We start from the raw sequence: 25,809 nt of genomic DNA on the forward strand, positions 1-25,809 counted from the left end.
CTGAAGGGTCCCTTTGAATCCCATGAGAATCACCGGCGGCGGGGGCGGCCCCGCACCAGTCCCCTACAGCCCCGGTATCCGGCCGTTGCGGAACAGGTCGACGAAGATCTGGTGGTCGGCGCGCGCCCGCGCCCCGTAGGAGTGCGCGAAGTCCACGAGCAGGTCGCCGAAGTCGTCCTCGTCGGCGGCGATCGCGGCGTCGATGGCGCGCTCCGTGGAGAACGGCACCAGGTCCGAGTGGCCGCTCTCGTCGTCGGCCGCCGCGTGCATCGTGGCCGTGGCCCGGCCCAGGTCGGCGACCACGGCGGCGATCTCCTCCGGGTCGTCGATGTCCGACCAGTCCAGGTCGACCGCGTACGGCGAGACCTCGGCGACGAGCTGGCCCGCGCCGTCCAGCTCGGTCCAGCCGAGCCAGGGATCGGCGTGCGCCTGGAGGGCGCGCTGCGAGATGACCGTGCGGTGGCCCTCGTGCTGGAAGTAGTCGCGGATCGCGGGGTCCGTGACGTGGCGCGAGACGGCGGGGGTCTGGGCCTGCTTCAGATAGATGACGACGTCGTTCTCCAGGGCGTCGCTGTTGCCCTCCAGGAGGATGTTGTACGACGGGAGGCCCGCCGAGCCGATGCCGATGCCGCGGCGGCCCACGACGTCCTTGACCCGGTAGGAGTCGGGGCGGGTGAGGGAGGACTCGGGGAGCGTCTCCAGGTAGCCGTCGAAGGCGGCCAGGACCTTGTACCGCGTGGCCGCGTCCAGCTCTATGGAGCCGCCGCCCGGGGCGAAGCGGCGCTCGAAGTCCCGGATCTCCGTCATCGAGTCGAGCAGCGCGAAGCGGGTCAGGGAGCGGGCGGCGCGCAGCGCCCCGAGGAGCGGGCCCTGCGCGGTGTCCAGCGTGAAGGGCGGCACCTCGTCGCTCTTGGCGCCGGTCGCCAGGTCGTGGATCCGCTCGCGGTAGGCCGCAGCGTAGGTCCGCACCAGGTCGGTGATCTGGTCGTCGCTCAGAGCCTTCGTGTACCCGATCAGGGCGAGGGAGGCGGCGAAGCGCTTCAGGTCCCAGGTGAAGGGGCCGACGTACGCCTCGTCGAAGTCGTTCACGTTGAAGATCAGGCGGCCCTGGGCGTCCATGTACGTGCCGAAGTTCTCGGCGTGCAGGTCGCCGTGGATCCAGACGCGGCCGGTGCGGTCGTCCACGTACGCGCCGGTGTGCAGCTCGCGCTCCAGGTCGTGGTAGAAGAGGCAGGCCGTGCCCCGGTAGAACGCGAAGGCGGAGGCCGCCATCTTCCGGAACTTGACCCGGAAGGCCGCGGGGTCGGCGGCGAGCAGCTCGCCGAAGGCCGTGTCGAAGACGGCGAGGATCTGCTCACCGCGCTGCTCGGCGGTGGGCTGGGGGACCGACATCGCGGGGTGCCTCCTGGTACCTGAACACGGGGCGGCCGTCGCCGCCCCCTCTCCGTGGCTTCCAACGCTCGACCGTACTCCCGAGTGCCCGCGGGCTGTCAGTGGCCCCGACTAGACTTCCCCGCTGTCCCCCGGACTGTCCCCAGCCTGTCGCCCAGCGTTCTCGTCGGAGGCCCAAGCCGTGTCGAAGCCGCCCTTCACGCACCTGCACGTGCACACCCAGTACTCGCTCCTGGACGGCGCGGCGCGGCTGAAGGACATGTTCAAGGCGTGCAACGAGATGGGGATGACGCACATCGCCATGTCGGACCACGGCAACCTCCACGGGGCGTACGACTTCTTCCACAGCGCCCAGAAGGCCGGGATCACGCCGATCATCGGCATCGAGGCGTACGTGGCCCCGGAGTCCCGGAGGAACAAGCGCAAGATCCAGTGGGGCCAGCCGCACCAGAAGCGCGACGACGTCTCCGGCTCCGGTGGCTACACGCACAAGACGATCTGGGCGGCGAACAAGACCGGCCTGCACAACCTCTTCAAGCTGTCCTCCGACGCGTACGCCGAGGGCTGGCTCCAGAAGTGGCCCCGCATGGACAAGGAGACCATCTCCCAGTGGTCCGAGGGCCTGATCGCCTCCACGGGCTGCCCCTCGGGCGAGCTCCAGACCCGGCTGCGCCTCGGCCAGTACGACGAGGCCCTGAAGGCGGCCTCGGAGTACCAGGACATCTTCGGCAAGGACCGGTACTTCCTGGAGCTGATGGACCACGGCATCGAGATCGAGCGCCGGGTCCGCGACGGCCTCCTGGAGATCGGCAAGAAGCTCGGCATCCCGCCCCTGGTCACCAACGACTCGCACTACACGTACGCGCACGAGGCGACGGCGCACGACGCCCTGCTGTGCATCCAGACCGGCAAGAACCTCTCCGACCCCGACCGCTTCAAGTTCGACGGCACCGGCTACTACCTGAAGTCCACGGACGAGATGTACGCCATCGACTCCTCGGACGCCTGGCAGGAGGGCTGCCGCAACACGCTCCTGGTGGCCGAGCAGATCGACACCACCGGCATGTTCGAGAAGCGCGACCTCATGCCGAAGTTCGACATCCCGGAGGGCTTCACCGAGGTCACCTGGTTCCAGGAGGAAGTCCGCCGCGGCATGGAGCGCCGCTATCCGAACGGCGTCCCGGACGACCGCCAGAAGCAGGCGGAGTACGAGATGGACGTCATCATCCAGATGGGGTTCCCGGGCTACTTCCTCGTGGTCGCCGACTTCATCATGTGGGCCAAGCGCAACGGCATCGCGGTCGGCCCCGGCCGAGGCTCCGCGGCCGGTTCGATCGTGGCGTACGCGATGGGCATCACCGACCTCGACCCGATCGAGCACGGCCTGATCTTCGAGCGGTTCCTCAACCCCGAGCGCGTCTCCATGCCCGATGTCGACATCGACTTCGACGAGCGTCGGCGCGTCGAGGTGATCCGGTACGTGACGGAGAAGTACGGCGCCGACAAGGTCGCCATGATCGGCACGTACGGCAAGATCAAGGCGAAGAACGCCATCAAGGACTCCGCCCGCGTCCTCGGCTACCCGTACGCGATGGGCGACCGCATCACCAAGGCCATGCCCGCCGACGTCCTCGGCAAGGGCATCGACCTGGACGGCATCACCAACCCCGAGCACCCCCGCTACAGCGAGGCGGGCGAGGTCCGGTCGATGTACGAGAACGAGCCGGACGTGAAGAAGGTCATCGACACCGCCAAGGGCGTCGAGGGCCTGGTCCGGCAGATGGGCGTGCACGCCGCGGGCGTGATCATGTCCAGCGAGCCGATCATCGAGCACGCTCCGATCTGGGTGCGGCACACCGACGGCGTGACCATCACGCAGTGGGACTATCCGCAGTGCGAGTCGCTCGGCCTGCTGAAGATGGACTTCCTCGGCCTGCGCAACCTCACCATCATGGACGACGCCCTGAAGATGGTGCGGGCCAACAAGGGCATCGAGCTGGAGCTGCTCGAAGTCCCCCTCGACGACCCCAAGACGTACGAACTGCTCTGCCGCGGTGACACGCTCGGCGTCTTCCAGTTCGACGGCGGCCCGATGCGCTCGCTGCTGCGCCAGATGCAGCCTGACAACTTCGAGGACATCTCCGCCGTCTCGGCCCTGTACCGCCCGGGCCCGATGGGCATGAACTCGCACATCAACTACGCGGAGCGGAAGAACGGCCGCCAGGAGATCACCCCGATCCACCCGGAGCTCGAAGAGCCCCTGAAGGAGACCCTGGGCCTGACCTACGGCCTGATCGTGTACCAGGAGCAGGTGCAGAAGGCCGCCCAGATCATCGCCGGGTACTCGCTCGGCGAGGCCGACATCCTGCGCCGTGTGATGGGCAAGAAGAAGCCGGAGGAGCTGGAGAAGAACTTCGGCATCTTCCAGGCGGGCGCCCGCAAGAACGGCTACTCGGACGAGGCCATCCAGGCCCTGTGGGACGTCCTGGTCCCGTTCGCCGGATACGCGTTCAACAAGGCCCACTCCTCCGCGTACGGCCTGGTCACGTACTGGACCGCCTACCTGAAGGCGAACTACCCGGCCGAGTACATGGCGGCGCTGCTCACCTCGGTCAAGGACGACAAGGACAAGTCCGCCGTCTATCTGAACGAATGCCGCCGCATGGGCATCAAGGTCCTGCCGCCCAACGTGAACGAGTCCGTGCACAACTTCGCCGCCCAGGGCGACGACGTGATCCTCTTCGGCCTCGAAGCGGTGCGCAACGTCGGCACCAACGTGGTCGACGCGATCATCCGCTCCCGCAAGGCCAAGGGGAAGTACGCCTCCTTCCCCGACTACCTGGACAAGGTCGAGGCCGCCGCCTGCAACAAGCGCACCACGGAGTCCCTGATCAAGGCGGGCGCCTTCGACACCATGGGGCACACCCGCAAGGGCCTGACCGCTCAGTACGAACCCATGATCGACAACGTGGTCGCGGTCAAGCGCAAGGAGGCCGAGGGCCAGTTCGACCTCTTCGGCGGCATGGACGAGGGCGGTGACGAGCCGGGCTTCGGCCTCGACGTCGAGTTCTCCGACGAGGAGTGGGACAAGACCTACCTGCTCGCCCAGGAGCGCGAGATGCTCGGCCTGTACGTCTCCGACCACCCCCTGTTCGGCCTTGAGCACGTCCTGTCGGACAAGGCCGACGCGGGCATCGGACAGCTGACCGGCGGGGACTTCGCCGACGGCGCGGTCGTCACCATCGGCGGCATCATCTCCGGCCTCCAGCGCAAGATGACCAAGCAGGGCAACGCCTGGGCCATCGCCACGGTGGAGGACCTGGCCGGTTCGATCGAGTGCATGTTCTTCCCGGCCACCTACCAGCTGGTGTCCACCCAGCTCGTCGAGGACGCCGTCGTCTTCGTCAAGGGCCGCCTGGACAAGCGCGAGGACGTCCCCGGCTCGTCGCCATGGAGATGCAGGTCCCCGACCTGTCGAACGCGGGCGCCAACGCCCCGGTGATCCTCACCATCCCGACGGTCAAGGTCAGCCCGCCGATGGTCACGCGCCTCGGCGAGATCCTCAGCCACCACCGGGGCAACAGCGAGGTGCGGATCAAGCTCCAGGGGGCGCAGAAGACGACCGTGCTCCGGCTCGACCGGCACCGCGTGAAGCCGGACCCGGCGCTCTTCGGCGACCTGAAGGTGCTGCTCGGCCCGTCCTGCCTGGCGGGCTGACCGCCCGAGGGCACCCAGCGCGGCCGAGGGGCGCACCCGACTCCGGGTGCGCCCCTCGGCTGTGCCTGAGCCCGCGTCAGTTGTGGCCGAAACGGCGCTGGTGCTTGCGCGCCACGTCCGCCGGGCTGCCCTGGGCCTGCGCCTGGGGCTGGGCCTGCGCCTCCATCGCCGACTTCTGGGCCTCCTGGCGGCCGCGCTCAGCGGCCTGGGCGCCCTTCTGCTGCTGGTTACGGTCGCGGTTCTTGTTCTTGGCCATGGTGATCTTCCTCCTGCGAAGGAATCGGGGGGCCAGGACCCGACAAGGCTCACATGAACGGACGAAGGTCGCATGTCGGGCAATCACCGTGCGTAATTCGGGCCACCGAGGGGTACGGAGCCGATACGCCACGCCGAAGATCGAGTTCCGGCCGTTAACCTCCGCGAGGTCGGGCAGACTCGAAGCAAACCCGAAGTGACCCCTGTGGGGACCGTTCGGAGTATCCGCAGGACCCGCAGGACGCTGTCGGGCATGGCCAGCCACACCAGCCACACCAGCCGTACCAGGGAAAGAGGGTGGATCGCGTGGACCGCTGCGTCGTCCTGGTGGACGCCGGGTATCTGCTGGGAGCCGCCGCGAGCCTCCTCGCGGGAGAGCCGTCCCGCTCCCGGATCACCGTCGACCACACCGCCCTGATCCAGGGGCTGCGCGAGCGCGCCGAGTCGGACACGCAGCGGCCCCTGCTGCGCATCTACTGGTTCGACGGCGCCCCCGACCGCGTACCGCAGCCCGAGCACCGCAGGCTGCGGGTCATGCCCCGGGTGACCGTCCGGCTCGGCGCGCTGACCCGCAGCGACGGCCGCTGGGCGCAGAAGGGCGTGGACGCCGCCATGCACGCCGAGCTGACCGAGCTGGCCCGCAACCGCGCCTGCTCCGACATCGTGCTCGTCACCGGCGACGGCGACCTGCTGCCCGGCATGATGGCCGCCAAGGAGCACGGCGTCGCCGTCCACCTGTGGGCCGTGCAGGCCGCCGACGGCGACTACAACCAGTCGGAGGACCTGGTCGCCGAGGCCGACGAGCGGCGCGTCCTGGACCGCGCCTGGATCACCCAGGCCGTACGCGCCAAGGAGCAGGGCGGGGTCTGCGCGCCGCCGCCCGCCCCCGCCCCGAGATCGCCGCGATCCTCTCCGCGCCCCTGCCGGAGTCCGCCCTCACCGCCGCCGCCGAACCGGCCGAGCCCCCCGCCGCCCCGCACGCGGGCGCCCCGGCCCGCGCCCAGGAGAACGGCGAGCGCGCCTCCAAGGGCGTCCCCACCCCCAAGGACCTCGCCGCGCTGCGCGGCCCCGCCCCGGCCCCGACCGGCAAGGACCAGGCGGGCGCCACGCTGCGCTGGTCCTCCGACAAGGGCTGGGTCGACCGCCCCGGCACCCCCGCCGAGTCCCCGGACGCCGCCGCGCTGCCCACGCTCGCCCAGCTCACCACGGCCGAGCAGCGCTGGGCCGACCGCGAGGAGGACATCACCACGGTCGGCGGCGACCCCTACGAGGTCGGCCAGGTCTTCGCCCGCCGCTGGATGGCCCGCCTGCCCGACAAGGAGGGCCTGCAGAAGCTGTCCACGATGTACCCCCGCATCCCGCACCGCATCGACGGCGAACTGCTCCGGTACGCCGCGCGCTTCGGCCTGCTCGCCCACAAGGACGACCAGATCGACGAGCACGACCGGTACGCGATCAGGGCCGGATTCTGGCGCGAAATCGACGTGCGGACCGCCGCGGAGCACGCGGTCGCGGGGGAGTGAGGCCGCCCCGGGCGCCTCGCCGCGCAGCGGACCCCGTACCCTCGTCCTTCGTGAGTACGCGCGCGGCACAGGCAGTCCGAGGGGGGCTCCGGCAGGGGCACGGCAGCGATGCCGTCTGCGCGGTGCGCGACCTGGTCAAGGTCTACCCCGCGGCCCGCGCCCGGCGCGGCAGGCCAGCCACCCCCGAGGTGCGGGCCTCCGACGGCATCGGCATCGAGGTCCGCCGCGGCGAGATCTTCGGCCTCCTCGGCCCCAACGGCGCGGGCAAGTCCACCCTCGTACGCCAGCTGACCGGCCTGATGCGGCCCGACAGCGGCAGCGTCGAGGTCCTCGGCCACGACATCGTGCGCCACCCCGAGCGGGCCGCCCGGCTCCTGGCCTACCTGGGGCAGGAGTCCACCGCCCTCGACGAGCTGACCGTGTCCCTCGCCGTCGAGACCACCGCGCGGCTGCGCGGCCTCGACGTGCCGCTGGCGCGGGCCCAGCGCGACGCCGTCCTGGAGGAGCTGGGCCTGCTCCCGCTCGCCTCCATGCCCCTGAAGAAGCTCTCCGGCGGCCAGCGCCGCCTCGCCTGCTTCGCCACCGCCCTGGTGGGGGAGCGGCAGCTGCTCGTCCTCGACGAGCCCACCACCGGGATGGACCCGGTGGCGCGGCGCGCCGTGTGGGCCGCCGTCGACCGCCGCCGCTCCGAGCGCGGCACCACCGTGCTGCTCGTCACCCACAACGTCATCGAGGCCGAGACCGTCCTCGACCGGGTCGCCGTCCTCGACCGCGGCAAGGTCATCGCCTGCGACACGCCCGCGGGCCTGAAGGAGCGGGTCGCGGGCGAGGTGCGGGTCGAGCTGGTGTGGCGGGACCGGGCGCCCGTCGACGTGCCGGAGGTGGCCGCGCTGCGCTCGTCCGCCGTCGAGTCCGGGCGGCGCTGGACGCTGCGGCTCGCCCCTGAGGAGGCGCGCGCGGCGGTCGCGGCGGTCACCGGCGGGGGCGCCTTCGCCGCGCTGGACGACTTCACGGTGGCCACGCCGTCGCTGGAGGACGTGTACCTCGCCCTCGGCGGCCTCGGCGGGGACGGGCTGGTGAAGTCGTGACGGCCGCGGTGGACGCCGTGCGCGAGGGTCGCAGTGGACGCAATCAGGAAGGTTCGTCGGTGAGTGCCGTTTCCCTGGAAGCCGTGGCGCGGGCCGAGGACGGCCCCGGAGCGGCGGCGGACGTCGCGGCGCCCCTCGGCGCGCGGGCGCGTCTGCTGCCCGCCCTCGCGGCCGTCTACCGCGCGCAGCTCTCCCGCGCGCGGGTCGCCCGGATCCCGCTGCTCTTCGTCGCCACCTTCCAGTCCGTCGGGATCATGATCCTGATGCGCGGCGTGGTGGACGGCGGCGCCGAGGCGCACGCCGTCGTCGCCGGGTCCTCCGTCCTCGTCGTCGCCTTCGTCGCGCTGAACCTGCTCGCCCAGTACTTCGGGCAACTGCGCGGCACCGGCGGGCTCGACCACTACGCCACGCTGCCGGTGCCGCCCGCCGCCGTCGTCCTCGGCGCCGCCGCCGCGTACGCGTCCTTCACGGTGCCCGGCACCATCGTCACCGCCGTCGTCGGCTGCGCCCTGTTCGGCCTGCCGCTGACGCATCTGTGGGTGCTGGTCGCGGTGATCCCGCTGGCCGGGGCCGCCCTCGCGGGGCTCGGCGCCGCGCTCGGCCTGCTCGCGCCCCGGCCCGAACTGGCCACCCTGCTCGGCCAGATGGGCATGTCGGCGGCCCTGCTGCTCGGGGTGCTCCCGGCCGCGCGGATGCCGGAACTCCTCCAGGTCGCGCGGGATCTGCTGCCGTCCACGTACGGGGTGGAGGCGCTGGCCCGCACCTTCGCCGCCGACCCCGACTGGGGCGTGGTCGCGCTCGACCTGGCGGTGTGCGCGGGCGTCGGCGTCGTCTCGCTCGCCGTCGCCACCTGGGCCTACCGGCGGGCCGCCGTCCGCTGACGCGGTGCCCGGCCCGCGCGGTGCCGGGCCGACCGGTGGCGCGGTTCTCAGGCGGAGCTGGCACCATGTGTGCGTGACCGCACCGCTGACACCCTCCCAACCACCGCACGACGAGCCCGGGCCCAGCCCCTGGCAGGCACCGCAGGCACCGCAGGCACCCGCGCAGGCGTCGGGACCCGCTCCCGGCACGGGGTACGAGGAGGACGGTCCCGGCATGAGGCGTGAAGTCGTCGAAGCCGCGGTGATCGGCGTCGCGGTGGCGGTCAGCGGGGTGCTGCTGGGGCTGCTGTGGCTCTGGCTCGCCCCGCGCGTGCCGCTCATCGCCTCCGAGGAGGCCGTCTACCTCAAGGACAACGAGGGCGAGCAGGCCATCGGCGTCGACGGAACGTTCACGCTGCTGGGGCTCGGCTTCGGGCTGCTGAGCGCGGTCGTGGTCTTCCTGGTGCGGCGCCGGGGCGGCATCCCGCTGGTCGTGGGGCTCGCCGCGGGCGGGCTGCTCGGGGCGGTGCTCGCCTGGAAGGTGGGGGTGTGGCTCGGGCCCGAGACGGACGTGGTCGCCCACGCGAAGTCCGTGGGGCGGGGGGTCGTGTTCGACGCGCCCATGGAGCTGAAGGCCAAGGGGGTGCTGCTGGCGTGGCCCGTCGCCGCGATGGTGGTGCATCTGGTGCTGACGGCGTTGTTCGGGCCGCGGGACCCCGAGGCGGGGGGCGCCTATGAGGACGGGGCGGTGGGGCGGTAGCCCTCGCGGGTTGCGCCCAGGCCCGCCCCTTCCCCGAAACCATGGGGCTCCGCCCCCTGGCACCCCCGTTCATCGGCCTTCGGCCTCGTCCTCAAACGCCGGACGGGCTTGACGGCTGCCGGACGGGCTTGATGTTCGTCACGCCGGTCGGCGGCCGTGGTTCGCCTTGGATTTGCGTACTCGCCACTTCCGCTTGCGTGTTCTCTTCGACATGGGTGTGGTCCTAGTCGAGGAACGCGGTGGCGTCGAGGGGTCAATCGCGTCCGATGGGGGCGAGGACCGCGTTGGTGAGGGCGGCGAGGTCGGCGGGGACAGCTCGACCTCCAGGCCGCGGCGGCCCGCCGAGACGAAGACCGTGGCGTGGGTGGACGCCGAGTCGTCCAGGACCGTGCGGAGCTTCTTGCGCTGGCCGAGGGGGGAGATGCCGCCGCGGACATAGCCCGTGGTGCGCTCGGCCAGGGCCGGGTCGGCCATCGTCGCGCGCTTGCCGGAGACCGCCGCGGCCAGGGCCTTCAGGTTCAGGGTGCCCGCCACCGGCACCACCGCGACGGTCAGCTCGCCGTCGACGTCGGCGACCAGGGTCTTGAAGACGCGGTCGGGGACACGCCCGTCGCCTCGGCCGCCTCCTCGCCGTACGAGGGGTGGGACGGGTCGTGCTCGTACGCGTGGAGGGTGAACTCGGTGCCCGCGCTCGTCAGGGCGACCGTCGCGGGGGTGCCGCCCGCCTGGGACTTCTTCTGCTTCTTGGCCACTTCGCCTACCCCTGGGGATGTGTCAGTTGAGGCTCGTCGCGCCGCGCGTCAGCTCCGTCGCGGGCAACGACGGCAGGTTACGGATGATCGCGGTCTCGGCGCGCAGCAATTCCAGCTCGTCGCGCAGCCGGGAGGCCGTGTCGGCGGCTTCGAGTAGGCGCTGCTTGGTGGGCGTGTCCAGGACGGCGGCCGCGGCGACCAGGTACGACACCACCGACGGGTCGTCGGGCAGCTCGGTGCCGGTGGTCAGTGAGCGCTCCCGGGCCCCGGCCAGGCGCTTCTGGTACGAGCGGAACGCCCGCAGGACGCCCTCGGCGAGGGCGCCCGCCTCGTCGCCGGGCTCCTCGCCCAGCTCTTCCAGCTCCGCGGTCAGGAAGGCGCCGGAGGCGTCCACGGAGCGCAGCCGCACCCGGGTCGTGCCGGTGGCGAGCACCTCGAAGCCGCCGTCCTCGCGCTCCCGGATGGTCGCGGCGTCCGCGACGCAGCCGACCGCGTGGAAGGACTTCACCGGGTCGTCGCCGAAGCCCGCGGTGGGCCCCGGCTCGGGCCGGGACGCCTGGTCGGGCAGGCCGGGCGCGCTCGGCGCGACCTCCTGGCCGTCACGGATCGCCACCACGGCGAACCGCCGCGGTTCGTCCTCGGGGGTCTTGAGCAGTTCGCGCATCATGGCGCGATACCGCTCCTCGAACACGTTCAGGGGCAGCACCAGACCCGGGAACAGCACCGAGTTGAGCGGGAAGAGCGGGAGCCGGACGGTCGTCACGAGCCGAAAGCCTAACGGCCGCGGCCACCCCCGCCGCCCGCGCGCCCGCGCCCGGACCGCAGCGGGGTGCGCGCGGCCACCTCCAGACGCACGCCGTCGCGCAGCTCCAGGAACTGCCCGAGCGGGTCGTCGGCGATCCGGTCCCAGGGGAACGACGTCGCGTACGGCCCGATCAGACGGAACTGCTCCAGGGCCTCCTGCCACCGCTCCAGGCGGATCAGGACGTACGCGAGGAGGTTGCGGACCTCCGCGGGCCAGGGGTCGGCGGGCCCGTACGCGCCGGACAGGGCGATCGCCAGGTCGGCGGCCTTGTCGAGGCGCTCGCGCGGCAGCGTCCCGCCGTCGCTCGTCAGGTACGCGAACGCGGCGCGCACCGGCAGTGCCTGTATCAGCGACCCGGGCAGCGCGTCCGCCGCCGCGCGCTCGGCGAAGTCGAAGCACTCCGCGTGCGAGCCGTACCAGTCCGCCGAGAGGTACATCAGGGCGGAGGCGTGACAGCCGTAGTGGTACGAGGAGCGGCGCACCGCCTGGGCCCACAGCTCCTCGAAGTCCGTGTGCGAGGCGTGGGTGCCGCGCGCGTGGTCGAGCGCGACGCGCCACGGCACCGGGTCGCGCGGGTCGGCCTCGGCGGCCGCGCTGATCAGCGGGCTCACCTCGCGCAGCAGCTCGGCGCGGGCCGGGGACTCCCAGCCGCGCACGACCGCCAGCTCGGCCTTGACGAGCAGCGCGTCCGGGTCGTGCGGGGCGGCGGCGAGCCAGTCGTCGAACCACTCGCCGCGGGAGCGGGCGAAGGCGGCGAGGCGGGTGGCGTAGCGGTCGCGGTTCTCCCACTCGGCGGCCTCGCGGGTGGTGGCGAGCAGCTTGGCCGCCGGGCCGTGGTCGCCGCGGCCCGCGGCGACGAGGGCGGGGGCGAGGCGGTCATCCGGCACGTCCAGGAGGACGTCGTCGTCGGGGGACAGGCCGTCGGCCAGGCGGGGGGTGTGGCGGACCATGCGGGCGGTGCGGATGAGGGCGCGCAGCAGTGGCATGGCGGTCCCCCCTTTTGCGCCGGTGGGTGTTCTGGTGCGGTCGATGTGTGTTGACGGGTGGAGGTGGGGGATGGTTGTGCGGGCCCGGGTAACGGTTCGGCAAGTTTTCCTCGCGGGCCGGGCGGGATCCTGCCGGTGCGGCGGGGTTTCGGCCCGTCCGGCGTGTGAGGACGAGCCGCGAAGCGGCAATGAGGGCGGGGTGCCAGGGGCGGCAGCCCATGGTTTCGGTGAAGGGGCGGGTCTGGGCGCCCCCCCGCGAGGGCACCCCCGGCTCAGTTGCGCCGCAGCAGCCGCGTCGCGCCCGCCGCGACCGTCGTGGCCAGGACCCAGCCCAGCAGGATCAGCGCCGCCGCGAGCCACTGCCAGCCCCCGCGCAGCTGCCAGTAGCTGTCCTGGCCGAGGTCGATAACGGGCAGCAGCAGGTCGAGGGCGAACAGGGAGGGGTTCCAGTTGGGGTGCTCCCCCTCCTTGAGGGGCGGGTGGTCGGCGCGCGAGAAGGCGATGGCACTGGCGGCCCACAGCACCGCCATCCACAGCGCGGCCCGCCCGGGCCGATACCCGTACGCCACGGTCCAGTCCTGGGCGTACCCCCACAGCTTGGCCGCGAAGGGCAGCGTCTCGCGCCGCCGCCGCTGCTTGGCCAGCAGCACCTCGCGGGCGTCCGCGTCCTCGCCCCCCGCGCGCAGCACGGCGGCCAGCTTCTCGTACGGCTCCGGGTTGTACTCGGCGGTGGCCGCCACCACCCACTCCAGGCGCCGGGAGAGCGGGAAGGCGCCCTGCGGGATCAGGTTCTCGTAGGTGAAGCCGCCCATCTGGAGGCCGCCGGGGCCGGGCCAGCTCGACGCCCGGTCCATCAGGTTGACGATCCGCGCGCCGGACAGGACGACCTTGCCGTGCTGCGGAGCCTCGCCGAGGAAGCGCAGCTCGGGCGTCTGGACGCGGCGCAGCGACAGCTCCTGGTCGTTCCGCAGGGTGAAGCGGGCCTGGCCGAAGTCCACCGCGTCGCCGAAGCGGCCGTCGTCGAGGCGGATGCCGCCGCGGCACTCGAAGCGCTGCACACGGGTGCCGCGGGCGGGCGTGGAGCCGCTGGTCTGCGGCGGGTTGCCGACCCCGGCGGGCGTCAGGTACAGCGTGCGCTCGACGGTGAGCTGCGGGGCGTTCAGGGCGCGGTAGCCGTACGGGTTGGACAGGCGGCTGCCGCGCAGGCTCAGGCTGACGCCGACCTTCGCGCCGCGCAGGCTCAGCTCGCCGTGCGACTCCAGCATCTCCGCCTGGAGGTCCTGGCCGACCGACAGGCCGTCGCCCATGATCGAGCGGCCGCGCCGGTCGCGGTAGACCACGGCCTGGTTGAGCAGCAGGTCGGTGCCGATGTGGGCGTCGGTCAGGCGCATGCCGTTGTGCACCCGGCAGCGCGGCAGGTGCAGGTCGCCCTCGGTGTGCACCCGGGCCGCCTCCAGGCGCGGGATGGAGCAGTCCACCAGGCGCAGCGTGGTGAACCGGGCCTCCGGCAGCAGGACCTCCTTCTCGAAGCGGCAGCCCTTCAGCTCCGTGTACGGCACCACCGTGCCGCCCGCCAGGTCCAGGACGCCGGTGATCTGCACCCCCGCGAGCTTCAGCGCCGACACCCGCCCGGCGAGCGCGGGCGGCCCGTCGAGCAGCAGCCAGCACACGATGCGGGCCCGCACGCTGCGCTCGGGCCCCCAGGGGTGCGCGCCGTGCGGGTCGTCCGCGACCGCGTCGCCCGATCTGAGGTCGTAGGTCGTGCCGTTGCGGAACGCCTGCCACATGCCGATCTCCGCGGCGGTCAGCCCGTCCGGCGGCTCCCCGATGCCGGTGTCGTCGACCACAGCCGTCGTCCTCCCGTACGTCCCCTGAGGTGCGCGTGTCTCGTACACCTGTTCATGCCCGCTCCGTGACCGCCTGAACGCTAGTGGTGAGCGGGGCTTCCGTACATCCGGGGCCGCCCCGCCAGCCGCCGGAACCCGAGCCTCCGCCGGATGCGCCGGGCGGCCGGGGCCCGGCCCGTCCCGTATCACTCACCGCGTATCACTCACTGATACGGCCGACCGGCCGCCGACGGCCGTCTGCGAGAATTGGCCATGTGATCTCTCGAATCGATCTGCGCGGCGACGCCCTCCCCGAGGGCTCCGCCCTGCGCGCCCTGCTGCCCCGTGCCGACTTCGACGTCGCGGCCGCCCTGGAGAAGGTGCGGCCCATCTGCGAAGACGTGCATCATCGCGGCGACGCGGCGCTGATCGAGTACGCGGAGAAGTTCGACGGCGTGCGCCTGGAGCGGGTCCGGGTGCCCGCCGAGGCGCTCACCGAGGCCCTGGCGGGGCTCGACGAGGCCGTGCGCGCGGCCCTGGAGGAGTCCATCCGCCGCGCCCGCACCGTCCACCGCGCCCAGCGCCGCGCCCCCCACACCACGCAGGTCGTGCCCGGCGGCTCGGTCACCGAGAAGTGGGTGCCGGTGGACCGCGTCGGCCTGTACGCGCCGGGTGGCCGGTCCGTCTACCCCTCCTCCGTGATCATGAACGCGGTGCCCGCGCAGGAGGCGGGCGTGGCCTCCATGGCCCTCGCCTCCCCGCCGCAGAAGGAGTTCGGCGGCCTGCCGCACCCGACGATCCTCGCCGCCTGCGCCCTCCTCGGCATCGACGAGGTGTACGCCGTCGGCGGCGCCCAGGCCGTCGCCATGTTCGCGTACGGCACCGAGGAGTGCGCCCCGGCGAACATGGTCACCGGCCCCGGCAACATCTGGGTCGCCGCCGCCAAGCGCTACTTCACCGGCCGCATCGGCATCGACACCGAAGCGGGCCCCACCGAGATCGCGGTCCTCGCCGACGACACCGCCGACCCGGCGCACATCGCCGCCGACCTGATCAGCCAGGCCGAGCACGACCCGCTGGCCGCCGCCGTCCTGGTCACCGACTCCGTGGCGCTCGCCGACGCGGTCGCCAAGGAGCTGGAGCCGCAGGTCGCCGCCACCAAGCACGTCGAGGACCGCATCGTGCCCGCGCTCAGCGGCCGCCAGTCCGCGATCGTCCTCGTCGACGGCCTGGAGGCGGGCCTGCGCGTCGTCGACGCGTACGGCGCCGAGCACCTGGAGATCCAGACCGCCGACGCCGCCGCCGTCGCCGACCGGGTCAGGAACGCGGGCGCGATCTTCGTCGGTCCCTGGGCGCCGGTCTCCCTCGGCGACTACTGCGCGGGCTCCAACCACGTGCTGCCCACCGGCGGCTGCGCCTGCCATTCGTCCGGGCTCTCCGTGCAGTCCTTCCTGCGCGGCATCCACATCGTGGACTACACGAAGGACGCCCTCGCCGAGGTCGCCCACCACGTGGTGACGCTCGCCGAGGCCGAGGACCTGCCCGCGCACGGCGCGGCCGTCAAGGTGAGGTTCGGCGGGAAGGTGCCCGGCCAGTGAGCGACGTGACCATCGACGACCTCCCCGTACGGGACGAGCTGCGCGGCAAGTCCCCCTACGGCGCGCCCCAGCTCGACGTCCCCGTCCGCCTGAACACCAACGAGAACCCCTACCCGCTGCCCGAGCCCCTGGTCGAGCGCATCGCCGAGCGCGTCCGCGAGGCCGCCCGGGGCCTGAACCGCTACCCCGACCGGGACGCGGTCGAGCTGCGCACCCAGCTCGCGCGCTACCTCACCCGCACCGGCGGCCACGAGGTCACCCGCGCCCAGGTGTGGGCCGCCAACGGCTCCAACGAGATCATCCAGCAGCTGCTCCAGACCTTCGGCGGCCCCGGCCGCACCGCGATCGGCTTCGAGCCCTCGTACTCGATGCACGCCCTGATCGCCCGCGGCACCGGCACCGGCTGGATCTCCGGGCCGCGGCGCGACGACTTCACGATCGACGCCGACGCCGCCGCGCGCGCCATCGCCGAGAACCGGCCGAACGTCGTCTTCCTCACCACGCCCAACAACCCCACGGGCAACGCCGTGCCGCGCGAGACCGTCCTCGCCCTGTACGACGCCGCGCAGGCCGCCGGACCGTCGATCGTCGTGGTCGACGAGGCGTACGTGGAGTTCAGCCACGGCGACTCGCTGCTGCCCCTCCTTCAGGGACGGCCGCACCTGGTGATCTCGCGCACCATGTCCAAGGCCTTCGGCGCCGCGGGCCTGCGCCTCGGCTACCTGGCCGCCGCCCCGGCGGTCGTGGACGCCGTGCAGCTGGTGCGCCTGCCCTACCACCTGTCGGCCGTCACGCAGGCCACCGCGCTCGCCGCCCTGGAGCACACCGACACGCTCCTGGGCTACGTCGAGCAGCTCAAGGCCGAGCGGGACCGCCTGGTGGCCGAGCTGCGCGCCCTCGGCTTCGAGGTGACCGAGTCGGACGCCAACTTCGTCCAGTTCGGGCGCTTCGACGACGCCCACCGGGCCTGGCGCGACATCCTCGACCGGGGCGTCCTCGTCCGGGACAACGGGGTACCCGGGTGGCTGCGGGTCACCGCGGGCACCCCCGCAGAAAACGACGCGTTCCTCGATGCGGTGCGCGGACTGAAGAAGGAGCGAAACGCATGAGCCGCGTAGGCCGTGTCGAACGGACCACCAAGGAGACCTCGGTCCTCGTCGAGATCGACCTCGACGGCACCGGGAAGGTCGACGTGTCGACCGGGGTCGGCTTCTACGACCACATGCTCGACCAGCTCGGCCGCCACGGCCTGTTCGACCTCACCGTCAAGACCGACGGCGACCTGCACATCGACTCCCACCACACCATCGAGGACACCGCCCTCGCGCTCGGCGCCGCCTTCAAGCAGGCCCTCGGCGACAAGGTGGGCATCTACCGCTTCGGCAACTGCACGGTCCCGCTCGACGAATCCCTCGCCCAGGTCACCGTCGACCTCTCCGGCCGCCCGTACCTGGTGCACACCGAGCCGGAGAACCTGGCGCCGATGATCGGCGCGTACGACACCACGATGACCCGGCACATCCTGGAGTCCTTCGTCGCCCAGGCCCAGGTCGCCCTGCACGTCCACGTGCCGTACGGGCGCAACGCCCACCACGTCGTCGAGTGCCAGTTCAAGGCCCTCGCCCGGGCGCTCAGGTACGCGTCCGAGCGCGACCCGCGCGCCGCCGGAATCCTCCCCTCCACGAAGGGCGCCCTGTAGCCATGAACGGCGTCTCCACCCTGCTGATCTTCGTCGGGCTCTTCCTCCTCGGCGGTGTGTACTCCTTCGCCAAGCAGAAGCAGTCCAAGAGCCTCATCACCCTGCTGTCCATCGGCGCCGGGATGTGCCTCCTCGCGGGCGTCCTGCGCCTGGAGGTGTGGAATTGACCTCCGCTCCGAAGAAGGTCGTGGTCTTCGACTACGGCTTCGGGAACGTCCGCTCCGCCGAGCGCGCCCTCGCCCGCGCGGGCGCCGACGTCGAGATCACCCGTGACTACGACACGGCGATGAACGCCGACGGCCTGCTCGTGCCCGGCGTCGGCGCCTTCGCCGCCTGCATGAAGGGGCTGCGCGCGGCCCGCGGCGACTGGGTCGTCGGCCGCCGCCTGTCCGGCGGGCGCCCCGTCATGGGCATCTGCGTCGGCATGCAGATCCTGTTCGAGCGCGGCATCGAGCACGGCGTCGAGACCGAGGGCCTGGACGAGTGGCCCGGCACGGTCGCGCCCCTGAAGGCCGAGGTCGTGCCCCACATGGGCTGGAACACCGTCGACGCCCCGGAGGGCTCCGAGCTGTTCCGGGGCCTGGACGCCGACGAGCGCTACTACTTCGTGCACTCGTACGCCGTCCACGACTGGACCCTGGAGACCGCGAACCCGGCGATGCGCGCCCCCAAGGTCACCTGGGCCACGCACGGCGAGCCCTTCGTGGCGGCAGTGGAGAACGGCGCCCTGTGGGCCACGCAGTTCCACCCCGAGAAGTCCGGCGACGCCGGAGCGCAGCTGCTGAAGAACTGGATCGGAACCCTCTGATGGCCCCTGACACGGCCCCCCGCACGGCCCCGAAGCTCGAACTCCTCCCCGCCGTCGACGTCCGCGACGGGCAGGCCGTCCGGCTCGTGCACGGCGAGTCCGGCACCGAGACCTCCTACGGCTCCCCGCTGGAGGCCGCCCTCGCCTGGCAGCGGGCGGGCGCCGAGTGGCTGCACCTGGTCGACCTGGACGCCGCGTTCGGCACCGGCGACAACCGCGCCCTGGTCGCCGAGGTCACCCGGGCCATGGACATCAAGGTGGAGCTGTCCGGCGGCATCCGCGACGACGAGACCCTCGCCGCCGCCCTCGCCACCGGCTGCACCCGCGTCAACCTCGGCACGGCCGCCCTGGAGACCCCCGAGTGGGTCGCCAAGGCCATCGCCGAGCACGGCGACAAGATCGCCGTCGGCCTCGACGTGCGCGGCACCACGCTGCGCGGCCGCGGCTGGACCCGCGACGGCGGCGACCTGTACGAGACCCTGGAGCGCCTCAACGCCGAGGGCTGCGCGCGCTACGTGGTCACCGACATCGCCAAGGACGGCACCCTCCAGGGCCCGAACCTGGAGCTGCTGGAGAACGTCTGCGTGGCCACCGACCGCCCGGTCGTCGCCTCCGGCGGCGTCTCCTCCCTGGACGACCTGCGCGCCATCGCCGCGCTGGTGCCGCGGGGCGTCGAGGGCGCCATCGTCGGCAAGGCGCTGTACGCGAAGGCGTTCACGCTGGAAGAGGCACTGGAGGCAGTGGGGGCAGTGGCGTCATGAGCGACGTACGGCGTGTGCAGAGCGGCAGCCCCTGGGAGGACGCCTTCGGTTTCGCACGCGCCGTGGCGGCGGGCGACCGGGTCCTCGTCGGCGGCACCACGGCCTTCAAGGGCCCGGTCCTGTACGGCGAGGGCGACCCCTACGAACAGGCGCGGGTCGCCTTCCGCAACGCCCTGGACGCGCTCGCCGAGTTCGGCCTGACCGCCGACTCCGTGATCCGCACCCGCATGTACCTGACCCACGCGCGGGACGTCGACGACGTGGGCCGGGCGCACTGGGAGGTCTTCGACTCCGTGCGCCCCGTCAGCACGCTCGTGATCGTCGACGGGTTCGTCGACCCGCGCATCCTGGTCGAGGTCGAGCTAGAAGCATTCCGAGAAGCTTCCCGAGGAGCCCCATCGTGACCCTGGCGGTCCGAGTCATCCCCTGCCTGGACGTGGACAACGGCCGGGTCGTCAAGGGCGTCAACTTCCAGAACCTGCGCGACGCGGGCGACCCCGTCGAGATGGCCAAGGTGTACGACGCCGAAGGCGCCGACGAGCTGACGTTCCTGGACATCACCGCGTCCTCCGGCGACCGCGAGACCACGTACGACGTGGTGCGGCGCACCGCCGAGCAGGTCTTCATCCCGCTCACCGTCGGCGGTGGGGTGCGCACCGCCGACGACGTGGACAAGCTGCTGCGGGCCGGGGCCGACAAGGTCGGCGTGAACACCGCCGCGATCGCCCGGCCGGACCTCATCCGCGAGATCGCCGAGCGCTTCGGGCGGCAGGTCCTGGTCCTGTCGGTGGACGCGCGCCGCACCGGGTCCGGGGCCTTCGAGGTCACCACCCACGGCGGTCGCCGCTCCGCCGGGATCGACGCCGTCGAGTGGGCTCACCGGGCCGCCGAGCTGGGGGCGGGGAGATCCTGCTCAACTCCATGGACGCGGACGGCACGAAGGACGGCTACGACCTGGAGATGATCTCCGCCGTCCGCAAGCACGTCTCGGTTCCCGTCATCGCGTCGGGGGTGCGGGGCGGCTTGAGCACTTCGTGCCCGCCGTCGCCGCGGGTGCGGATGCCGTGCTCGCGGCATCCGTCTTCCACTTCGGGGATCTGCGGATCGGGGAGGTCAAGGGGGCGCTGAGGGGGGCGGGACACGCGGTGCGCTAGCCCTCGCGGGGGGCGCCCCAGGCCCGCCCCTTTCCCGAAACCATGGGGCTGTCGCCCCCTGGCACCCCCGTTCATCGGCCTGGCGGCCTCGTCCTCAAACGCCGGACGGGCTAATCCTTCGCGCTGCGCGCTCGCCCTCAAACGCCGGGCGGGCTGGATCGGTCGCGTTGCGGCTCGTCCTCGGGTGCTGGACGGGACAGCGAGGCAGCCCACCCGCCCCGGAGGGGGCGGGCGGGTGGGGAAATCCGCCGCGGTAGCGGTGGATCACGGTCAGTCGACGACGGCGAGCAACGCACGTTCCAGCCCGTCCGGCGTTTGAGGACGAGGCGCGGAGCGCCGATGAGGTGGGTGGGGGAGAGGGGCGGGAGTCAGAGGCCCAGCTGGGGGGTTTCCAGGAGTTTGGCCACCGCCTCCTTGTCGCCGTCCAGGGCGACGTCCGCCACCTCCTGGCGGCCGAAGGCGAACATGAGGAGTTCGGACGGCTCCCCGGTGACCGTGACGACCGGGGCACCCCGGTGGGCGACCGCCGTCTGGCCGTCGGGGCGGCGCAGGACCAGGCCCACGGGGGCCTTGCGCCCGAGGACGCGGGCCATCCGCTCCAGGCGGGACCACAGGGCCTCGGAGAACACCGGGTCCAGCTCGCGCGGCGTCCAGTCCGCCTGGGCGCGGCGCACGTCCTCCGCGTGGACGTAGAACTCGACGGCGTTCGACGCCTCGTCGACCTGCTTGAGGTGGAAGGGGGAGAACCGCGGCGGCCCCGTGCGGATGAGCTGGATCAGCTCGTCGTACGGCTTCGCGGCGAACTCCGCCTGCACCCGCTCAAGGCGCGACGCCAGCTGCTTGATCAGGATTCCGCCCGCCGCGTCCGCGCGGCGCTCGCGGACCACCACGTGGGCGGCGAGGTCGCGGGTGGTCCAGCCGTCGCAGAGGGTCGGCGCGTCCGGCCCCGCCGCTTCCAGGAGGTCAGCGAGGAGGAGTCGTTCACGCTTGGCATGGGTCGACATGCCAGCCAGCGTACGACCGGGGATCCGGTCCGCACAGTGGACGTCCGGCGGACGGACCGCACGGGCGCGGCACAATGGCCGACATGACCAGCACGCCGCCGCCCAGCAGCCTCGACCCGCAGATCGCCGCCCGCCTCAAGCGCGGCGCCGACGGACTCGTCCCCGCCGTCGCCCAGCAGTACGACACCGGCGAGGTGCTGATGCTCGGCTGGATGGACGACGAGGCCCTGCACCGCACCCTGACCACCGGGCGCTGCACGTACTGGTCGCGCAGCAGGCAGGAGTACTGGGTCAAGGGCGACACGTCGGGCCACTACCAGTACGTGAAGTCCGTCGCCCTGGACTGCGACGCGGACACCGTCCTCGTGAAGGTCGACCAGGTCGGCCCCGCCTGCCACACCGGCACCCGCACCTGCTTCGACGCCGACGCGCTCCCCCTCGGCCAGTAGGGTCGGCCCATGGATCTGGAGACCTTCCGCAAGCTCGCGACCGACCGCCGCGTGATCCCCGTCAGCCGCAGGCTCCTCGCGGACGGCGACACCCCGGTCGGGCTCTACCGCAAGCTCGCCGCCGAGCGCCCCGGCACGTTCCTGCTCGAATCGGCGGACAACGGCCGCTCCTGGTCCCGGTACTCGTTCGTGGGCGTCCGCAGCGCCGCCACCCTGACCGTGCGCGACGGCGCGGCCCACTGGCTGGGCGCCCCGCCCGTCGGCGTCCCCACCTCCGGCGACCCGCTGGCCGCGCTGCGCGCCACCATCGAGGCCCTGCACACGCCCCACCAGGAGGGCCTGCCGCCCTTCACCGGCGGCATGGTCGGCTACCTCGGCTACGACATCGTGCGCCGCCTGGAGAAGATCGGCCCCGGCGACGTCGACGACCTGGCGCTGCCCGAGCTGACCATGCTGCTCACCAGCGACCTCGCCGTCCTCGACCACTGGGACGGCTCGGTCCTGCTCATCGCCAACGCCATCAACCACAACGACCTCGACACCGGCGTCGACGAGGCGTACGCCGACGCCGTGGCCCGGCTCGACGCCATGGAGGCCGACCTGTCGCGGCCGGTCGCCCAGCCCCCGGCCGCCCTCCCGCCCTCCGAGCTGCCCGAGTTCACCGCCCGCTGGGGCGGCCCCGAGTACCAGGCGGCCGTCGAGGACATCAAGGAGCGCATCCGCGCGGGCGAGGCCTTCCAGGTGGTGCCCTCGCAGCGGTTCGAGACGCCGTGCCGGGCGAGCGCCCTCGACGTGTACCGGGTGCTGCGGGCCACCAACCCGTCGCCGTACATGTACCTCTTCCGCTTCGACGGATTCGACGTCGTCGGCTCGTCGCCCGAGGCGCTCGTCAAGGTCGAGGACGGGCGCGCCCTGGTGCACCCCATCGCCGGGACCCGGCCGCGCGGCGCCACCCCCAGCAGGACCAGGCGCTCGCCGAGGAACTCCTCGCCGACCCCAAGGAGCGCGCCGAGCACCTGATGCTCGTCGACCTGGGCCGCAACGACCTCGGCCGGGTCTGCGAGCCGGGCTCCGTGGAGGTCGTGGACTTCATGTCCATCGAGAAGTACTCCCACGTCATGCACATTGTGTCGACCGTCACCGGACGGGTCGCCGAGGGCCGCACCGCCTTCGACGTGCTCACCGCCTGCTTCCCCGCGGGCACCCTCTCCGGCGCCCCCAAGCCCCGCGCCATGCAGATCATCGACGAGCTGGAGCCGTCCCGGCGCGGCCTGTACGGCGGCTGCGTCGGCTACCTGGACTTCGCGGGCGACTCCGACACCGCCATCGCCATCCGCACCGCCCTGCTGCGCGACGGCACCGCGTACGTGCAGGCCGGAGCGGGTGTCGTCGCCGACTCCGACCCGGTCGCCGAGGACACCGAGTGCCGCAACAAGGCCGCCGCCGTGCTGCGCGCCATCCATACCGCCCACCGCCTGCACGGCCCCGCGAGCCGTGAGGGATAGTGGACGGGTGACTTCTGCAGCAGTACCGACGCCACGTTCCGACAGCGCGCCCCCGGCTGTCGCGAGCCGCCCCGCGCGCGGCGGACGGCGCAGCCTCGCCGCCGCGCTGCTGCTCGGCGCCGCGGGCGCGGCCCTCGCGCTGCTCGCCTCCCGGCAGTCCTGGGCCCACGGCACCGCGGCCGTGGCGGGCGGCGACTTCCCGCTGACCGCCAAGGGCAGCGACGTCACCGGCGTGCCCGCGGCCCTCGCGATAGTGGGCCTCGCCGCGCTCGTCGCCGTCTTCGCCGTGCGCCGCACCGGCCGCGTCCTGGTCTCCCTGCTGCTCGCGCTGAGCGGCGTCGGCATCGCCGTCGCCGCGCTCGTCGGCGCCAGGGACAGCGGCGCGCTCGACGAGAAGGCCGCCACCGCGTCCGGCGACGCCGCCTCCCAGGTCGCCGAGCTGAGCCACACCGGCTGGCCCTACGCGGCCGCCGCCGCGGGCGCGCTGCTGCTCGCCGCCGGGCTGCTCGCGCTGGTCTGCGGCCGCGCCTGGCCCGCGATGTCCGGCCGGTACGAGCGCGACGGCGCCCCCGCCCCCGGGCCGCGCGGCGCGCCCCGGACCCGGACCGCCCCGAGGAGCTGTGGAAGGCCATCGACCGCGGCGAGGACCCCACTCGCGAGGCATAGCCGCCACGGGACCCCGGTCGGCGCGATCATCGCGGGCCCCGGTCTCATCGCACACCCCGGCGTACGGGACAATGGACGACAGCGTCAACCCACACGCGTCCACACGCACAGCTAACGAGGAGCAAGTCATGGCGGGAAGCCACGGACACGGACACACCCCGGCCGCGTGGACCGGTGTCATCATCGCCTTCATCGGTTTCTGCGTCGCGGGGGCCTTCATGGTGATGAGCAACCCGGTCGGCTTCTGGGCCGGTATCGGGCTCACCCTCGTCGGCGCGGTCGTGGGCGGCGCCATGCGCCTCGCGGGCCTCGGCCAGAAGCCCCAGCCGCACCGGGTGGTCCAGTCCGAGAGCTGACCGACTCCTGTCGTACGCCGATGGGGCGCCCGGACCCGTTCCGCGCGCCCCATCGGCGTACCGGACGGGCGCGCCCGCGCCCGGCACGGGAGAGAATGCGCTGGTGAACGCCGAACCGGAGACCGCCAAGGGCTCGCGCCCCGCGCTGCGCCGCCTGGCAGTGCCGTTCGCCCTGCTCGGCGCGGTCGCCGCCGCCTTCGCGTACGTCGCCGCGGTCGACCCGAACGAGCCCGGCCACTACCCGGCCTGCCCGCTGCTGTACTACACGGGCGTCTACTGCCCCGGCTGCGGCGGGCTGCGCAGCGCCCACGCCGTCGCCCACGGCGACCTCGCCGGGGCCCTCGGCGCCAACGCCCTCGCCGTCGTCGGCTACGGCGTCTTCGCGGTGCTCTGGACGCTGTGGGCCGTGCGGGCCGCCCGCGGCAGGCCCCCGCGGCTCGACCTCGGGCGCGGCCAGCTGTGGGCCCTGGGCGCGCTGGTCGCGCTGTTCACCCTCGTACGCAACCTGCCGTTCGGGTCCTGGCTGCACCCCTAGGCCCGTGCGGCGGCGGCCGGTCAGCGCCCCGTCAGCGGGGTCCGGCGACCCTGGCGGGCGTCCGGGTCGTGGGATCGCCGTCAACCGGATGCGGGGCCTACGCCCCGCTGCGGATACCATCGCAGTGACCATCGTTTTGCAGGGAAGGGGGCCGCTCGCGTGAGTGTGCTCGACGAGATCATCGACGGAGTCCGTGCCGACCTCGCGGAGCGGCAGGCGCGCGTCAGCCTCGACGAGCTCAAGGAGCGCGCGGCGAAGGCACCGGCGGCCCGGGACGGCGCGGCCGCCCTCCGCGGCGACGGCGTCAAGGTCATCTGCGAGGTCAAGCGCTCCAGCCCGTCCAAGGGCGCGCTCGCCGCGATCGCCGACCCGGCGGGCCTCGCCGCCGACTACGAGGCGGGCGGCGCCGCCGTCATCTCCGTGCTCACCGAGCAGCGCCGCTTCGGCGGCTCCCTCGCCGACCTGGAGGCCGTGCGCGCCAAGGTCGACATCCCGGTCCTTCGCAAGGACTTCATCGTCACCTCGTACCAGCTGTGGGAGGCCCGCGCGTACGGCGCCGACCTCGCCCTGCTGATCGTCGCGGCCCTGGACCAGCCCGCCCTGGAGTCGCTGATCGAGCGCGCCGAGTCCATCGGCCTGACCCCGCTCGTGGAGGTCCACGACGAGGAGGAGGCCGAGCGCGCCCTCGACGCGGGCGCCCGGGTCATCGGGGTCAACGCGCGCAACCTGAAGACCCTCAAGGTCGACCGCGCCACCTTCGAGCGCGTCGCGCCCGAGCTGCCCGACTCCGTGGTGAAGGTCGCCGAGTCCGGCGTGCGCGGCCCGCACGACCTGATCGCGTACGCCAACGCGGGCGCCGACGCGGTGCTCGTGGGCGAGTCCCTGGTCACCGGGCGCGACCCCAGGGCCGCCGTGTCCGACCTCGTCGCGGCCGGGGAGCACCCGGCCCTGCGGCACGGGCGGAGCTGACCGCCGCCATGCCCATCGCCGCCCGCCTCGCTCCCGGCTGCCGCCCGCGCGGCTGCCGGGCGCCCGCGCGGCGGGTGCGCGGGCGGCGGGTGCGGTATGTCATCGGGGACGAGCCCGGTCAGGTGAACGGGATGCGATGGCGTCCCTGCGGCGCGCGTCCCTGACCCTGTGCTTGCGGACGGCTCGGCACCGCCGGGCCGGTTCGCGGGGGTTGCTCGCCGTCGCGGCGGATGGAACTTCCCCAAGCCCGCCCCTTCCCGAAACCAGGGGGCGGTGGAAGGTATCCGCCGCGAGCGGCGGTGTTCGGGCGCGCAGACGAACAGACCACGTTCGCCCCGAAT

Annotated in this window: 21 protein-coding genes and 6 pseudogenes; 20 read left to right on the forward strand and 7 right to left on the reverse strand. The window is 72.9% G+C overall.

Annotated features, from left to right (window positions below):
- Window positions 1–63: 63 nt before the first annotated feature.
- Window positions 64–1,392 (reverse strand): DUF2252 domain-containing protein, encoded by a 1,329-nt coding sequence (locus ACOBQU_RS28915; RefSeq protein ID WP_423630974.1) that lies wholly within the window; start codon window positions 1,390–1,392, stop codon window positions 64–66.
- Between the two features lie 181 nt (window positions 1,393–1,573).
- On the opposite strand from ACOBQU_RS28915, the pseudogene dnaE reads away from it, so the two are divergent.
- Window positions 1,574–5,109: pseudogene (dnaE, locus tag ACOBQU_RS28920) on the forward strand (DNA polymerase III subunit alpha).
- Between the two features lie 76 nt (window positions 5,110–5,185).
- On the opposite strand, the gene ACOBQU_RS28925 reads toward dnaE, so the two are convergent.
- Complete coding sequence (locus ACOBQU_RS28925) at window positions 5,186–5,365, reverse strand: hypothetical protein (RefSeq protein ID WP_423630976.1); 180 nt, start codon at window positions 5,363–5,365, stop codon at window positions 5,186–5,188.
- Window positions 5,366–5,670: 305 nt separating this feature from the next.
- On the opposite strand from ACOBQU_RS28925, the pseudogene ACOBQU_RS28930 reads away from it, so the two are divergent.
- The 4 genes and pseudogenes from ACOBQU_RS28930 to ACOBQU_RS28945 all read left to right on the forward strand — a co-directional run bounded on the left by ACOBQU_RS28930 (window position 5,671) and on the right by ACOBQU_RS28945 (window position 9,595).
- A pseudogene (locus tag ACOBQU_RS28930) lies at window positions 5,671–6,887 on the forward strand (NYN domain-containing protein).
- Between the two features lie 50 nt (window positions 6,888–6,937).
- Entirely contained in the window at window positions 6,938–7,975 is a 1,038-nt protein-coding gene (locus tag ACOBQU_RS28935; RefSeq protein ID WP_423630978.1) for an ABC transporter ATP-binding protein, read from the forward strand.
- Window positions 7,976–8,049: 74 nt separating this feature from the next.
- The gene (locus ACOBQU_RS28940) at window positions 8,050–8,856 is read left to right on the forward strand and encodes an ABC transporter permease (RefSeq protein WP_423634774.1); all 807 of its coding nucleotides are present in this window, start codon (window positions 8,050–8,052) and stop codon (window positions 8,854–8,856) included.
- 73 nt (window positions 8,857–8,929) lie between these two features.
- Complete coding sequence (locus ACOBQU_RS28945; RefSeq protein WP_423630980.1) at window positions 8,930–9,595, forward strand: DUF2567 domain-containing protein; 666 nt, start codon at window positions 8,930–8,932, stop codon at window positions 9,593–9,595.
- Window positions 9,596–9,848: 253 nt separating this feature from the next.
- Here the strand turns inward: ACOBQU_RS28945 and ybaK are convergent.
- The 4 genes and pseudogenes from ybaK to ACOBQU_RS28965 all read right to left on the reverse strand — a co-directional run bounded on the left by ybaK (window position 9,849) and on the right by ACOBQU_RS28965 (window position 13,925).
- A pseudogene (gene ybaK / locus ACOBQU_RS28950) lies at window positions 9,849–10,347 on the reverse strand (Cys-tRNA(Pro) deacylase).
- Window positions 10,348–10,369: 22 nt separating this feature from the next.
- Entirely contained in the window at window positions 10,370–11,110 is a 741-nt protein-coding gene (locus ACOBQU_RS28955; RefSeq protein WP_423630982.1) for an LON peptidase substrate-binding domain-containing protein, read from the reverse strand.
- An 11-nt stretch (window positions 11,111–11,121) separates the two neighbouring features.
- Window positions 11,122–12,138 carry a hypothetical protein gene (locus tag ACOBQU_RS28960; RefSeq protein ID WP_423630984.1) on the reverse strand — a complete coding sequence of 339 codons (1,017 nt, stop codon included), beginning with the start codon at window positions 12,136–12,138 and terminating at the stop codon, window positions 11,122–11,124.
- A 272-nt stretch (window positions 12,139–12,410) separates the two neighbouring features.
- Window positions 12,411–13,925 (reverse strand): oxidoreductase, encoded by a 1,515-nt coding sequence (locus ACOBQU_RS28965; RefSeq protein WP_423634776.1) that lies wholly within the window; start codon window positions 13,923–13,925, stop codon window positions 12,411–12,413.
- Between the two features lie 314 nt (window positions 13,926–14,239).
- Here ACOBQU_RS28965 and hisD point away from each other — a divergent pair, with 314 nt between their 5' ends.
- The 8 genes and pseudogenes from hisD (at window position 14,240) to hisF (ending at window position 19,984) form a co-directional block, all read left to right on the forward strand.
- On the forward strand, window positions 14,240–15,562 hold the full coding sequence (gene hisD / locus ACOBQU_RS28970) for a histidinol dehydrogenase (protein WP_423630985.1): 1,323 nt from the start codon (window positions 14,240–14,242) through the stop codon (window positions 15,560–15,562).
- Window positions 15,559–16,671: a histidinol-phosphate transaminase gene (locus tag ACOBQU_RS28975; protein WP_423630987.1), complete on the forward strand. Its 1,113-nt coding sequence runs from the start codon at window positions 15,559–15,561 to the stop codon at window positions 16,669–16,671. The genes hisD and ACOBQU_RS28975 overlap by 4 nt, the downstream gene beginning before the upstream one ends.
- A complete protein-coding gene (hisB, locus tag ACOBQU_RS28980) occupies window positions 16,668–17,261 on the forward strand; it encodes an imidazoleglycerol-phosphate dehydratase HisB (protein WP_423630989.1) in 594 nt (197 codons plus the stop codon). The genes ACOBQU_RS28975 and hisB overlap by 4 nt, the downstream gene beginning before the upstream one ends.
- Before the next feature lie 2 nt (window positions 17,262–17,263).
- The gene (locus ACOBQU_RS28985) at window positions 17,264–17,428 is read left to right on the forward strand and encodes a hypothetical protein (RefSeq protein WP_423630991.1); all 165 of its coding nucleotides are present in this window, start codon (window positions 17,264–17,266) and stop codon (window positions 17,426–17,428) included.
- Complete coding sequence (hisH, locus tag ACOBQU_RS28990; protein WP_423630993.1) at window positions 17,419–18,069, forward strand: imidazole glycerol phosphate synthase subunit HisH; 651 nt, start codon at window positions 17,419–17,421, stop codon at window positions 18,067–18,069. Before ACOBQU_RS28985 ends, hisH begins: the two co-directional genes overlap by 10 nt.
- Window positions 18,069–18,830, forward strand: coding sequence for a bifunctional 1-(5-phosphoribosyl)-5-((5-phosphoribosylamino)methylideneamino)imidazole-4-carboxamide isomerase/phosphoribosylanthranilate isomerase PriA (priA, locus tag ACOBQU_RS28995; RefSeq protein ID WP_423630995.1), 762 nt, complete (start codon window positions 18,069–18,071; stop codon window positions 18,828–18,830). Before hisH ends, priA begins: the two co-directional genes overlap by 1 nt.
- Window positions 18,827–19,234 carry a RidA family protein gene (locus ACOBQU_RS29000; RefSeq protein ID WP_423630997.1) on the forward strand — a complete coding sequence of 136 codons (408 nt, stop codon included), beginning with the start codon at window positions 18,827–18,829 and terminating at the stop codon, window positions 19,232–19,234. Before priA ends, ACOBQU_RS29000 begins: the two co-directional genes overlap by 4 nt.
- Window positions 19,231–19,984, forward strand: a pseudogene (hisF, locus tag ACOBQU_RS29005) (imidazole glycerol phosphate synthase subunit HisF). Before ACOBQU_RS29000 ends, hisF begins: the two are co-directional and overlap by 4 nt.
- Window positions 19,985–20,352: 368 nt before the next feature.
- Here hisF and ACOBQU_RS29010 read toward each other — a convergent pair.
- On the reverse strand, window positions 20,353–20,988 hold the full coding sequence (locus ACOBQU_RS29010; RefSeq protein WP_423630998.1) for a TIGR03085 family metal-binding protein: 636 nt from the start codon (window positions 20,986–20,988) through the stop codon (window positions 20,353–20,355).
- Between the two features lie 83 nt (window positions 20,989–21,071).
- Between ACOBQU_RS29010 and hisI the strand changes: the two genes are divergently transcribed.
- From hisI to trpM, 7 genes and pseudogenes are all read left to right on the forward strand, one after another.
- Window positions 21,072–21,437, forward strand: a complete 366-nt coding sequence (hisI, locus tag ACOBQU_RS29015) for a phosphoribosyl-AMP cyclohydrolase (RefSeq protein WP_423631000.1) — start codon at window positions 21,072–21,074, stop codon at window positions 21,435–21,437.
- A 9-nt stretch (window positions 21,438–21,446) separates the two neighbouring features.
- A pseudogene (locus ACOBQU_RS29020) lies at window positions 21,447–22,942 on the forward strand (anthranilate synthase component I).
- A 7-nt stretch (window positions 22,943–22,949) separates the two neighbouring features.
- Window positions 22,950–23,608, forward strand: a pseudogene (locus tag ACOBQU_RS29025) (TIGR02234 family membrane protein).
- Between the two features lie 128 nt (window positions 23,609–23,736).
- A complete protein-coding gene (locus ACOBQU_RS29030) occupies window positions 23,737–23,964 on the forward strand; it encodes an HGxxPAAW family protein (RefSeq protein WP_423631002.1) in 228 nt (75 codons plus the stop codon).
- A 103-nt stretch (window positions 23,965–24,067) separates the two neighbouring features.
- Window positions 24,068–24,499, forward strand: a complete 432-nt coding sequence (locus ACOBQU_RS29035) for a DUF2752 domain-containing protein (protein WP_423631004.1) — start codon at window positions 24,068–24,070, stop codon at window positions 24,497–24,499.
- A gap of 159 nt (window positions 24,500–24,658) precedes the next feature.
- Window positions 24,659–25,468, forward strand: a complete 810-nt coding sequence (trpC, locus tag ACOBQU_RS29040) for an indole-3-glycerol phosphate synthase TrpC (RefSeq protein WP_423631006.1) — start codon at window positions 24,659–24,661, stop codon at window positions 25,466–25,468.
- A gap of 8 nt (window positions 25,469–25,476) precedes the next feature.
- The gene (trpM, locus tag ACOBQU_RS29045; protein WP_423631008.1) at window positions 25,477–25,632 is read left to right on the forward strand and encodes a tryptophan biosynthesis modulator TrpM; all 156 of its coding nucleotides are present in this window, start codon (window positions 25,477–25,479) and stop codon (window positions 25,630–25,632) included.
- Window positions 25,633–25,809 lie beyond the last annotated feature (177 nt).

This window comes from Streptomyces sp. G45 (genome assembly GCF_049542095.1).
Classification (GTDB): Bacteria; Actinomycetota; Actinomycetes; order Streptomycetales; family Streptomycetaceae; genus Streptomyces.